The organism is Pseudomonas sp. USTB-Z, from assembly GCF_019691255.1.
Taxonomy (GTDB): domain Bacteria; phylum Pseudomonadota; class Gammaproteobacteria; order Pseudomonadales; family Pseudomonadaceae; genus Aquipseudomonas; species Aquipseudomonas alloputida.
Genome location: NZ_JAECZP010000025.1, coordinates 19,702 through 33,028, shown reverse-complemented (window position 1 = coordinate 33,028; position 13,327 = coordinate 19,702). Strand labels below are relative to the sequence as shown.

5 protein-coding genes are annotated in these 13,327 nt (G+C 56.6%); 2 read left to right on the top strand and 3 right to left on the bottom strand.

What is annotated here, in order from left to right:
- Positions 1-2 precede the first annotated feature (2 nt).
- From I8746_RS22975 to I8746_RS22965, 3 genes are all read right to left on the bottom strand, one after another.
- Positions 3-2,834, bottom strand: coding sequence for a hypothetical protein (locus I8746_RS22975; protein WP_014754086.1), 2,832 nt, complete (start codon positions 2,832-2,834; stop codon positions 3-5).
- Between the two features lie 2 nt (positions 2,835-2,836).
- Positions 2,837-5,272, bottom strand: coding sequence for a hypothetical protein (locus I8746_RS22970; RefSeq protein ID WP_017147841.1), 2,436 nt, complete (start codon positions 5,270-5,272; stop codon positions 2,837-2,839).
- 173 nt (positions 5,273-5,445) lie between these two features.
- Entirely contained in the window at positions 5,446-7,254 is a 1,809-nt protein-coding gene (locus I8746_RS22965) for a hypothetical protein (RefSeq protein WP_014754089.1), read from the bottom strand.
- Positions 7,255-7,611: 357 nt separating this feature from the next.
- Between I8746_RS22965 and I8746_RS22960 the strand changes: the two genes are divergently transcribed.
- Both I8746_RS22960 and I8746_RS22955 read left to right on the top strand, forming a co-directional pair.
- A complete protein-coding gene (locus I8746_RS22960; RefSeq protein WP_012053317.1) occupies positions 7,612-8,019 on the top strand; it encodes a hypothetical protein in 408 nt (135 codons plus the stop codon).
- Between the two features lie 4 nt (positions 8,020-8,023).
- Positions 8,024-13,195: an RHS repeat-associated core domain-containing protein gene (locus I8746_RS22955; protein ID WP_221101085.1), complete on the top strand. Its 5,172-nt coding sequence runs from the start codon at positions 8,024-8,026 to the stop codon at positions 13,193-13,195.
- Positions 13,196-13,327: the final 132 nt, after the last annotated feature.

The following is a 13,327-nucleotide window of genomic DNA, read 5'->3' as shown; positions in this document are numbered from 1 at the left end:
CTTTACTGCCCCTCAAGGACCAACTGGTTGCGGCTGTCCACGCCGCCCTTGAAAGTAATTCTCAAGTGGTGGGCATTGCCGTAGTTGTCGGTGAGCGTTACGAGCAGTGGTCTGTCCAATACCTTGCGATACTCGGTATGTTCGGTGTCAACCCAGTATTTCAAGTTCGGTACCCGATCCAGGCTCAACAGCAGGGTGCCTGTACTGACGGACTCATGGTTCTTGAACCCATAATCCAGGCCTTCGAACTTCACCTTTTCCTCATGCACCAGCAACTCGAGTTCAGCCCCATACGTGATGCCGCTCGGTGGCGATACGGAATCCGGATCACGACGGGGAATGAACGCAAACCCTGTGTAGCTGCAGTAGGTTTCGTCGATCAGTTCGCTTTCCCACTTCATCATCGATGCATACGCCAGACGGGCCCTGACAAACTCGAGTCCGGGGGCTCTGAGTACCCAGTAATCGGTGGTGTAATGCCAATAGTTGAAGAAGTCGCCGTTCGAGTGATTACTACCATCGTGGGTATACACCCGCTTTGGCTCAAATTTGTAATCGTCAATATTGGGCGGGGAAACTTGCACCCCTTGCAGCTCGAGCACCCCCGGGGCTCCCTCCTTGAGGTCAGAGTAATGCCAGCCGTTGTTATGATCCTGGAACTTGGCCTTGAACTTCCTGACCTCGGCCTCCAGGGCGTTCACAAAGAAGGTCACGGTACGCCGTGCGTCGATTGGCGCTAGCAATGAGTCTTGCTCAGCCTGAACCGCGCTAACTGGAAAGTAGTCGTAGCGAACATTGCGACGCTTGGTAACTGCCCATTTCTGGTCAGCTGCCTCCTCAGGCAGCTCATCAGGGTCCAACCCATCAGCACCAGCCGGCAAGACGTAGACTGGGCTACCGTCCTCGTATAGCAGCTGCAGCGTCGATAATTCCTGATCGCTCACCGGGTCCCATACAGTCCCGTTAGCCCCCTCGAAACTGTTGGTTTCGATAAGGACGTCGATGCCAACCTGCTGCAAACCATTGGCCAAGACCTTGTTACGATTGCTGTTATTACGCAAAACTTCAAATCTATTGAGCGCTTTCCAACGCTCTTGCTGTGTGGCCATTTGTTGCACACTGTTACGCCCGTGCTCGATCACGGCAAGCCCCCCAAGCCCGTAGGCAACGCCGACAACGACGCTGACTTCACCCGGCCCGCCTGGCTCAGCCCCCGGCGCGGTGTAGACACCGTCCTTAAGCGTACCTTTACCGAAGAGCATCCATGAGTCCGCCTTATAATCGAGAAGAGCAAAGTCCTGGGTCCCGCTGGGTGGCATTTGCGAGACATGAAACGGCTCGAGCTGGAGCATCATGGAGTATTTGATCATCACCACCGTTGCATAGCCGCTGTCGGCGCCGCGCGACACCTTTATACGCAACAGCTCCACAGGCACCTTTTCGTCTTTGGCGCTCGGCGTATACCTGACACTGCGGGGATCTTCCGGAATCGCTTCAAAGCCGTCAGTGGTGCCATCCTCGAGCGCCCAGGAGATGCCCTCACCATCTGACGCCGTCAGCGTGAGCGCAGGATCGCCTTTGTTCCAGAGCACTACTCTGGGTGAAATCGCCAAGGCCTCGCTGGACTCGACCACTAATGCCGTACGTACTTCACTGTCGGGCGAGTTGGTCAGCTTGGCCGTCACTAGGACAACTTGCGAGTCACTGGCAAACTTGTCGATGGCCGAAGCGGTATAACGCCCGGCCACCATGTCACCGCACGCACGCGGATAAGTGAGATTACGCACCGACCATTCACTGGGCGCCGTGCCCGTCAGGGTGAATTGCTTGTCCCTGGAAGCCCCGAGACTACTTAGCGCCGGCTGCAGAATACGCGCGTCCTTGCCAGGCGTAATATCGCCAAACAGGATCGTGTCATGCTGCTTGTACTCTTCGGACATCGCAATCTCATGTTTCTGCGGCAAGACCACCTGCGACAACACGTCGGTGGCGAACTTGGCCATCAGGGGGGCCCAAGCCTTGCTTACCAGCAGCGAAGCACCGTAGTTGCCCTTGCCGGCACCGCTCGACGGCAGTAGGTAGAGCCACCCGGCAGGCGCATAGCCCCACTTCAGCGCACCCCTTAACTGCATGAGCAACACCACGGCCCCATCGTCCGCGGGCGATGAGCCGCTGCCCCCCCCTTCAGGGGCCTTTTGCGCCACGACAGTGAAATCCACCACGGACAGTGCGCTATAGCCAAAGTGGAATTCGATCGTTACCACCGGCAATGCCCAGTTGCGCAACTGCGGCCCCAGCTGCCGCAGTAAATATGCGCCCATGGTGCTTTCGGCGTTTGGGGTTGGCGCCAGGTTACAGACCGGGTCGGAGACCGTACTCCAATCGATGACCAATTGGCCCTTGTCGGCATTACGTGACCGCACTACCTGCAAATCGACGGTTACTTCGAATCGAAAGCCCATGCCCGGCTGCAGCACATGGCTGCGCCTCAAGAAGGCAGGCTCGCCGGGGTACTCGGCAATCATGCTACACCTGCCGGCGATCAGTTCCATGCTCAGCTTGACCCGTGCCGACCGACCACTGGCCGCTCTGAACGACACCTGGGGCGGGCCGAACATGATGTTCGCGAAAACAACCTTCTCGGTGTTGTTATCCGCGTAATATTCGCCGCTGAACGGCACGATAAAGTCCTGGGTCGCGAATGCCTCGACAAAGCGATCCTGCAACAGTTGGTTGAAACGGTCGCGGCCGATCGAGAGCATCGCACCCCAGCCGTGCATGGCGTCACCCTTGCTCAGTTCTGCGAGCAGGTCATCCTTTGAATTGCTAGCCATGATCAAGCCCCCTTCGCACCGGTGTTTTGCTTGACTTGTTTCAGTTGCTCGATGTAATCCGGGTCGAAGGGTAGTGGAAGCACGACGTAATCCCAGGTATTGGGCCTAGTCTTTTCAATCGCTGCAAGAATGACGTAATCGCTGTCCTTTTCGCTGATTGTATAAACACCCGTCTTTTCATCAATGTTGCCCTCCCCCCTTACCGTGTACCAATCGACCGCATCAGGCGGGATTAGCTCAGGGTCCATCATTCCCCCTGGAGTCCAAAGCTCCAGCGCCAGCTTTCCTTCTTCCGGCTGCGTAGCCTTGAGCACGCCAGTGACAGGGAACCACGCTATGAGGATCTCGAAGACGTCCGTTTCTCCCCCAGCGGATACCTGCACAGTGTCCAGTTGCACCACGCGCCCAATCGTGCCCGCACTTCCCGGTTGATGGGTCGGTGCCTCATAAATGCGCGCGTTCGCACCCGGGGGAATCTCAAGGTTATCGTCGTCGGCGTTTGGCTCACGCAAGGCGCCTTTCGCACCGCCCCCCATGCTCCACTGCAACTGTTCATCCAAGCTGCCACCTATCAGCAGGTAAGTGCGGGGTTTCGCCGGAGGCTCCGGCGAATAATTGGCGACCTGTAGAAGCGGATAGGCCGAGACTTTTCTAGCGACGACTGTCACCAATGCCCGACTGATACTGTCGCCTGATTGGGCCTCGACGATGACCTGCTTCGAGGCACCTGTGATCTTGTCCCGCGTCGGCGCGGTATAGGTGCCATCCTTGATAGAGCCTATTTCACCCTCTGAGCCTGGCACGGGCTTGACAGTCCAGGTAACTGGGGCGTTGGGTGGTGTCGTCAGGACGAAGTCCTGACTTGTACCGGCCCCAATCGATACCTCTAGAGGTTCAACGGCAAAGGCGGTGAACTTCGGTGCCAGGGTACCCAGCAACGACAGGTCGCCGGGGGCATGCACGGAAACGGGTTGTACCGCTTGTTCACTGCGGAACAGCAACCCGTTCAGACGCAGCACATCAATCGAGGCCCCGACTTCTTCGATGGCGGAAGTAAACTTCTCAAATGCTTTTTCCATCGGTGGTTTGACGTGAGGGGCACAACGATCGACAGTGAACCCCCAAAACATCCCTCTCACATCAGTATTGTCGTCAAGCTCAATATCCGTACGAAGACTTTTCTCTCCGGGTACAATGGTCACCCTACCTTTATTCGGACCTTCGCTTTCGATGCTGAGCAAATATTCCTTCTCAAAGGTGAAGATGAAAACTGGTTCTCGCTCCCCACACGTATGCACCGAACTCCAAGTAAAACAACACCTGACTTCAGCCGGCGCATGACACTGCCACCTGAATTTTATTTTGCCCTCTTCAAAACTAAACGAGCCCTCATTACCCTCACTCGCTAGACTAAAGGGGGAAAGCCGCCCATAGTCGAGCGTCGCACCCGGGTCATTAAACACGAGCTCAGGAATATTGGCTTTCAACTCACCATAATTCGCCCGCACAATAAAACCATTTGCAGATTCCTCATACGTCGGCTCAATTCCACTGAATTCGGGTATTTTTTTTATCATCTTGGCCACGAGGTCTTTTGCCCACGCCGCATTGTGCAAAATGATATTTGCCGTATACGCCTCGCCAGTTGGGGGTTGCGGCAGTAAATACGGAAAACCTCCATCGTTCGCTGGCCAATCACCGACCGCCCCACCATTGAAGGCCACGCCAACCAGTACCGCCCCCTCTTCAAGTTCGGCCGGGTCAGTACTCGCGACCGTCTGGCCGGCCTTGGCCAGCGAGTGCGTTCGAACCGAGAAGAAAGTCGGCTTCAATTCACCTTCCACTGGCGCGAGCGTGTTCAGTTCCCATACTTGCTCTTCCACCTCCCTCCCTTGAAACTCTTTCCGAATAGCGTTACCCACCTTATCGTTCAAGTCCTTCCATGCAGACACTTCGAACGTATAGGCTGTACCCTCGGCCAAGTTCAGTGTCACCCGGCCCTTGTCATTAATGTTGCCCCCGTTGCTCTCTTTGAGAGAGATGTTCATACGCACGGACGGGGCGGTCAGTGGGTCGACCCGAGCGATGCTTATCACTTCCAAGGTATCACCGCCTGACTTTTCGCGCAGATGCTTGATGGTGCCGTCAACCATACGCATGCTCAACCGCGCATTAGAGCTACTGATGTTCGAGTTAACGAAGGTCAAGCTGGGTTTGCTGAAGGTAAGCTCCGACAGATCAATGTAACTACCCGTCTCGGTTAGCTCACGCAGGTTGATAGGTTTTAGCCAATGGCTACCGTCGAAACGCTCAATGTGCTCCTGGGTCAACAGCATGTTGGTTTTAAAACGATCATAAACCAGTATAGCCCCCCAACCTTTCGTCTGGGGCTTTTCTCCAAGGTATTGCAAATATTGAGCAAGTGTAGGCCTAGGCATTTATTTAACCCTCTGAACTCTAGAAACAAGAAAGGTGCATCACAGACTGCACAGCAGTGCGCCCGCACTGCATTACAAAAAAACTACCTATTGACAGCGTTTTACCTAAAATCACTCATCGCCTATCATCGCTGGATACAAAACACCAGCGCTTGATGCGCGACAATTTGAGACTAGTCGACTAACGTCAAGTTATTAACACGGAAGGGCGTATAGTAAATTCCACCGTCATAGCTGAGCCGTGGATACAACGTAAAACGCTCACCCACGATGAGCCGCTTCAATATGTCCTTGGGTAACTTCGCCTTCACCCCGGTCTCGACTTCCCCTGGGGAGACTTCGATAGCATCGTGAAACACGTATTCCTGCTCGCCCTCTGCCGTCACGCCGACGATCGACAAGGTCAGTAGCTGCTTTTCAGCAATGAAGTACCAAGTTTCCAGCTCCAGGTCGGCACCGTCTTCAGGCACTTCCGAGAGCGGCAGCTCTTTACCAGAGACACCCTTGCAGATAATCTGCGGCAACTGTTCATGTGGCAGTGGCGCTACTCGCAGGTGGTAGGCCACCGAGTCGAAATAATCAGCTTCATCCGCTTCGTTGATCACCCGGTAAAACACCTTGAAACGCCTGGATTCATCCTTGTCACCCCGCGCCATATTCGCCACGACATACTGCGCCGGGATGAAAAAACGCAGCGGGTCGGCTGTGCTCGCCGGCTCCTTGGCCACGTATTGGCCCCATTCGGAATGCCCTATCCAATGCACCTGCACGCGTTCTCCAGGCGCGACAACGCCGGTGGGCACTACAACATATACGCCGTCAATACCAGACAGCGCCTCCATCGTTCCCCAATCTGGCGTTGCATCCGGGTTGGCACCCCTGATATCAGGCGCCACCAGCGCCTCTCGCATTGGCAGTATCTCTACCTGCAACTCGCTCGAACTCAGGCTCTCGCCCGGTCGGCCATATTGGTAGCTCAACCACACCGTCGTGCCCCCATTGGCCGCCAAGGTTTCGCCAGAAACCTGAAAAGGGATCGAGGCCGCCTCCATGGTGCTGGGATCGACACGCACCGACTGGATCAGGTCCCCCACCGGGCTGCGCCAATGCATGACAACGCGGTCAGACGACGCCATCGAAGGGTACACCGGAACCCGGATCGTCACGCCCGAGCGGAGCTTCGCCGGCTCCAGCGGTTCGCCCTCCGCATACCCATCGATGGCAGGTTTTTCGAGTGGCTGGGGCAAAGTCGCGCCCGAGTCGATTTCCCAGCGTTGGACAGGCGAATCGAGCTTGCTGCCGTTCATCAATTCAATACTGTAAGACCCCTCTGCATGGCCCTTTTCCAGTAAGCTGAAAAAATTTTTGGGAACGGTGGCCGATAGGGCTTCCTTATCGAAATGGTCTTCATCGACTAACAGCGTCCTGGACCATTCATCATCTTTAACCCCATCTTCGTCATAGCCGACCACCTTGAGATGGACTTTGTCTCCCGGCTGCATGGCCTGGTAGGGAGCGACAAGCACGGTCACCACACCACCGACGGGGAGCTTGCGGGGCTGAATGACCAAGCCGTGCGAGGGCAGCGCCTGTAGCACCGCTAGCGTCTCGCCTCCCTCTTGCGGGCGCACCCCCACATAGCAAAACTGCCGAAGTGACTCCAGCGGGTTGCCGCCGGATGGGAATACGGTGTAGGACAGAAATGCCCATCCGCCAGCGGCGCCTCGGATAGTTGCGTTATCGATCTTTACCTCGACCCCATCTATCGGGTCGACCGGGTACCCCGCGCCTGTATCATCGAAAGCATCACCGCCCGGGTTAGCCCCTATCCAGCGTGGACTTACAGTATCTGCGCCATCCATACCCGTGTACTTAATACGCACAACCAATGCATCGGCACCCAATTTATCCAGATCTATCTCATCACGTTCATTCAAATCAGGGATATGCGGCTTCTCGGGTGCAGCTTTCAGCCCACTCATGTCAAGCGACCTCAGGTTAATTACCCTTTACGCTGAAACGTCGCAATCGCTGATCAACCTGCCAATTTGAACAGGACGAATACGTCGACGCCATCGCATGGGCGACTGTAGGAGTGCCAGCTGAACGCTACGCCCTGGAACGCTTGGGCCTCGTCTGCCAGCAACATATTTCAGCAAAGTTATAGCCCTGCTCGGATCGGTCGAACAACTGGTAAAACTGCTAGGTGCGCGCCAGAGAAAGCCCCCCTAGCCTGTATGCGAATACGTGAGGCCTATGCGCATCACTTTCGCTCATGGATGTCGCGGGCACTCCAGCTGCGGCACACCCGATCCACACGCTGACATGAGACGACCAGTATGAACACTGAAAGTGCCCCCCTCCAGTCGGGCATTATAATGGTTACCGACCCGGACCAAGACTTTAACGAATTAATCGTCCCGGAAAAATATGGCGAAACATTCACACTCAACGTGACGCTTTCTAAGCCACGTAAAATCCAATTCTCCGATATACCTTCCGCCTCAATCATTACATTGAGTGGCTATAACTGGTCAGTAAAACTCAAGACCACTCACCACCCGGCCGGCCTGGAGCCGAACGATATTGACTACTACGCGAGAACTTACGATAACAACGCCTTCATCAAGGAAGGGCTGGGCGTGGAGGTCATGGAAAAAACCGGTACAGCGAGCCGCGATTCACTAAAAAAAATTGAGGTCACCCTTTCGAAACAACCTGGCCTCCCATCCACTTCGCGAGAATAATGTCATGTCCGTGCATTCCAACGCCTTCAACTTTTCAAGTTTCGTTCAAGGCAGTGTCGACCCGCGCACCGGCCAATATGCGTTAAGCATCGACCTGCCAACACTTAACGCCAATAACCTGTGCGGTCCCGACCTGCCGTTGCAGCTTAATTTCAACCCGATGAACAACGAGAAGACGGGGTTCGGTACTGGCTGGAGCCTGAAACTGACACGCTTTACCGTCTCCAGCGGCATGCTCAACCTGCACAGCGGTGAAAGATTCAAGGTCGACAACAATGGTCCTGGGGAGGCTGCCGTCATCGCGGAGCGTAAGCTGGAAAGTTTTCACTTCAGCGATATCAGCGAGGGCGAACAGAAACGCTTTCGCATTGCGCACAAGTCGGGCCTGACCGAAATCCTCGAACCACGCGACGCCAACTATGATTGGGCAGTGCCGGTACGGGTACTGGCGCCGTCAGGGCATGGCCTCAACCTGCACTACGCACCAGACAAGACCACGCCGCACCTGACATCGATCAGCGATGACAGCAAGCGCGTGTTACTGCGCATTGATTACACCGGCAACGCCGAGGTACTTGTAGATATAAACCCGGGCACCGAGGCTCATGCCCGGTTTACCTTGGGACTGCAAGGTGGTCACCTGACAAGTGTGAACCTGCCGGGCCCCGACAAAGCAGCCTGGCAGTTTGACTACGTCGCCTATGATAACGATACCCTGTACTACCTGACCCGCCTGGAAAACCCCGTCGGTGGCATCGAAACGATTAGGTACAAGGTGGACGGCCATGCGTTTCCAGGGGTGGAAGGCAAATACCTGCCCTACGCGACCGAACACATCCTTCAGCCCGACCCGCTGGACGATACCACCTACCTGAAAAACACCTACGCGTTCAGCAACAACAACTTCCTGGGCAATGGTGCCGGCGTCAGTTGGTCCGACACGGGTCTAGACATTCTCTACGACTCCCCTGATCCCACCTTCCGTTATCAGTCCACAGCACACCACCACCTGGGCGACCAAGTGCTGCGAACGGTCACACGCACCTTCAACCGCTTTCATCTCCTGACCGAACAGGTCACCCAACAACAGGGTTGCATCGAAACCGTCACGACCAAGTACCACGAAGTAGACAATCTGAACTTCAAGGCTCAGCCCAACCATTTCCAGTTGCCCCACCAAGTGACCAAGTCCTGGACGCTGGACGGCGACTCCAACAAGCGCCGCGATGAAACCCTGGTGACCCTGTACGACACCTTTGGCAACCTGACCGAGGAGATCCAGGCCAACGGCATACGCACGGTACGCGAGTACTACTCCAATGGATGCGAAGGCTGCCCGGAAGACCCAGAAGGCTTTGTGCGCAACCTGAAATGTGAAACGGTCTACCCGGCGCCCGTGGCCGACAGCTCACTGGATGCTGCTCCGATCAAGCGCAACCGCTATCGGTACGTCAAACTACCCGCTCTGGCCCAGGCCACATCCCAGCAACTGCCCAACCACTGGCTGGCACTGGAGAACGAGGACACCTTCGAGGTCAAGATCGAGGCACGCGCTGGCGGGCAGAAAGCAGAAACAGAACACCTGCTGCACAGTAATCACCGCTACTACCTGAACATGCCTGAAAATCCACTCTTGCATGGCCGCACCGACAAGCATGAGTTCAGCATGAACGGTTTCTCGGCCAGTACCGCCTGGCGCTATGAGATCACCAATGATCTCGACGGTAATCCTACCTGGCTGCAGACCAAAGAAACCTACAAAGCACCCGGCGGCACGCTCGAAACGACGACCCGCGCCGTGCAGTCGATCCTTAGTGGCCAGTTGGTCGAAGATGAAGATCTCAATGGCGTGGTGAGCCGCTTCCGCTACGACATGCTGAACCGCCTGATAGAGCACACTACGGCGCCCGACAGCGTTTACCAGGCCACCCGTAGCTACGCCTACCGATTCTTCATCGATGAGGGACGAAAACGCTCCTATGACCAAGTCACTGACGCCAAAGGGGTGATCACACGGGTGGTTTACGACGGCCTGAACCGGCCGATCAGGGAAGAGCGCGAGGTCATCGTTGCTGGCGACCCAGCAACGCGCCTGACGCGCACGCTATCGACGTCACGCTATGACTCGGCAGGCCGCCTCACCCGCGAGACGCTCTACGACTACCCACCTGTCGATGCCGGCGCACAGGCCCCGCAACAGCCCGACGTCACCACGACCTATGACTATGGCTACGACGGCTGGGGTGCACGCAGCCAGGTATTCCGCTCGGATGGCGTCACGGAGTTCACGGACTCCACACCGTTCGGCGTAGGCGGCGATCTGGTCACCGAGTGGATTGAAACCCGGGACCAACCGGGCGTCAGGCAGAATGTGCGGGTCAGCCAGCTGAATGCCTTCAACAAACCATCCTACGAGTACCGCCAGATCGAAGAGCCAGGTCAACCACCGGTGCAAGTCGGCCGCACGGACTACGTCTACGATGGGTTTGGCCGCTGCACCCAGGACACTTTCAGCTCCACCACACCGGGCAGCAAGGCAGTACCCCGCATCCGCAAATTCAGCTATGACGTCTGGGGACGCATGTACAAAACCGTGCGCCCGAACGGTAGCGCGCTGCTGCGTAGCTTCGTCGGGTACAGCGTGGAGGAACTCACCACCAGGCTGGAAGTGCAAGAAGCGGGCAGCGACACCGCCGAAACGGTATTCAGCCGCAGCTACGATGGCCTGGGCAGGCTGAAACAGGTGAAGATCGGCCCACGGATCGAGGACTACGACTACGTGACGCAGACCTTGCTGATCGACAAGCGTACGGCTTACGCACAAGACCAGAACCGCAAGCGCGTCATCCAATACAATTACCTGCCGCAGCTGACTGAACAACCCACCATGCTGGATGCCAGTATCGAAGTGCCAGGGCAACGGCATTCCGCTACGCAGGCCATCTTCGGCTACGACAAGACCACCGCGCAGATATCGAGCGCCGACAACGGCAATGGCCGACACGGGTATGAATACACCCAGGAGGGCTACCTGGCTAAAGACACCTGGATGGTCGGGGGCAAAGAGCAACACCACAGTGACTACAAACACTCCCTTCAAGGCAGGATACGCACTCGCAAGCACTCCGATGGCCACGAGTGCGAATACGGTTATGACGCCGAGGGCCGCGTAAACAGCATCAGCCAAGGGGCGCTGCACAGTGTTCTCAAGTACAACAGCCAGGGTTTGCTGTGCAGCACAGAAACCCGTGACGGCGGGAATGCCGATCGCCGCGTGCTGTGCACCCAGACATACGATGCCCTGGGCCGTGAGAAAACACGCACGCTGACCGTAAATGGCGCTGCAGAACAAGTGTTGAGCCTGGAATGGTACGACAATGACTTGCTCTATAGCCGTACGCTGGTTCGGGACGCAAAGGAGGTGCGCAAGGAAACCTTCGAGTACGATGAACTCGATCGCTTGGTCCAGTACACCTGCACTGGCGAGGACCTGCCCAGCGACACCAAAGGGCGCCAGATCAGTGTCCAGCTGTTCCGCCTCGACGATTTGGACCGGCTAACCCGTCGCGCCACCGAGTTTGCCGATGGCAACAGCGAGAGAGCCGACTTTACCTACAAAGAGGATGGCAGTTTCCAATTGGAAAAGGTTGGCTATCGCCTGTTCGAGGGCTACACCGCCCAACAGGCCTTCGACTATGAATGGCAGGCATTCGAAGAGGAGCAGACATTCGACGAAGAGCAGACGTTCACCTATGACGAGCAAGGCAACATGCTCAATGACGAACTTGGCCGCAAGCTTGAGTACGACACCCTTGGCCGTTTGCAACGGGTTATCGATGTCGACGGCAAAACCACGCTGGTGGAGTACCAGTACGACGGGCATGATCAATTGCTGGCATCGCGGCATGCCGACGGCCGCCAGGTACATCGCCGTTTCCTCGGCCATCAGCTGGACAGCACGCTGGAAAACGATGTCCTGACCCAATACCTGTACAGCGGCATCCAGCCCCTGGGCGTTCAGCAATACCCGGCTGCCCCCGAGGCCACACGGCTGCTGCACAGCGATATCGCCGGTAGCGTGGTCAGCGAAACCGATGCCCAGGGTACCCGCCACGCCAACTACAGCGTCTATGGCGAGCGCCCTGCCGACAACGGCATGCGCACCCTGCTGGCGTTCAACGGCGAAGCCCGCGAGGAAGCGCTTGGCTGGTATCTGCTCGGCAGCGGCTATCGTGCGTACAACCCAGGACTGATGCGCTTCCACAGCCCAGACTCGCTAAGCCAGGAGGAAGCAGGCATCAACCCCTACCTGTACGCCCTAGGCAACCCGGTGAACTGGCGCGACCCTACCGGGCACCGTGTCCAAGGCATCCCTCCTGACCGTGTACCACCATCGTATATCGACCCGCCCGAGAAGCCCAAAGCGCCTTGGGGTGCGTGGATAAGCGTGGCCGTAGCCGGGGCGATATTTCTCGCTTCGGTATACTTCATGCCGTGGTCGGCGCCATTGAGTCTTAGTTTACTCCCTAAGTTCACCTTGGGGGTCGCGGGTGTCACCGCCAACGGCCTCGCGTTCGCTGGACAGATCTATATCGCCGTCAACAATGATGAGGACCAGAACCTGCAATACATACTCTTTGGACTCTCCTTTGCGGGCGGTTTCGCTTCGGGGGTCGGGATCAAGGCTACCAGAGCGGCGCTCCACGCGGCCAAAGCGGCTGCCGCCAGAACGAGTGGAATAAGCGCAGCGCTCAAAAACATGGGCGAGATGAACGCAGGTATCATCAAACAGGGGGGCAATCTCGCACCAGTGGCAAACGCATCTCCTGCCGGTGGGGGTACGCTCTCCCGAGCCTCGATATCGGCTACCAGGGGAAGTAACAGCCCAAGGATCTTGACCAGAACAAATTCTAACAGGTCGGTGGTTAACTCTTCGAATACTTCTCGGAATTCACCTAACCCCACCCGTTCCAACTCCGTCACGAGCCGTACCTCGAACAACAATTCCCGCGGGGAAAACTTCGCTGAGATAACCCAAAATTCTGGTCAATCGTCTGGCACTTCAACGCCGTCCTCACCTGTCTGGCTGAAGGGTCCACCGGATTTTACGAGAGCATTCGAGTGGGCAGAACCAGGAAAAGGTATACGTTCCGGATACTTTAGATATTTAGATTAATGACCTGCGGACTGACCCCAACCAAGTTCCCGCTGCGCAACGCAGCGGGAACCTTCCCACAATGCATTACCCCTCGCTCACGCTGATTACTCCGCCAGACACTGAAGACTCTTCCTACATTACCTCACCCCC

Bases quoted from the DNA above. Each gene is read 5' to 3' on its own strand.
- I8746_RS22975 (WP_014754086.1), bottom strand. From the start codon at position 2,834: ATGGCTAGCAATTCAAAGGATGACCTGCTCGCAGAACTGAGCAAGGGT.
- I8746_RS22970 (WP_017147841.1), bottom strand. From the start codon at position 5,272: ATGCCTAGGCCTACACTTGCTCAATATTTGCAATACCTTGGAGAAAAG.
- I8746_RS22965 (WP_014754089.1), bottom strand. From the start codon at position 7,254: ATGAGTGGGCTGAAAGCTGCACCCGAGAAGCCGCATATCCCTGATTTG.
- I8746_RS22960 (WP_012053317.1), top strand. From the start codon at position 7,612: ATGAACACTGAAAGTGCCCCCCTCCAGTCGGGCATTATAATGGTTACC.
- I8746_RS22955 (WP_221101085.1), top strand. From the start codon at position 8,024: ATGTCCGTGCATTCCAACGCCTTCAACTTTTCAAGTTTCGTTCAAGGC.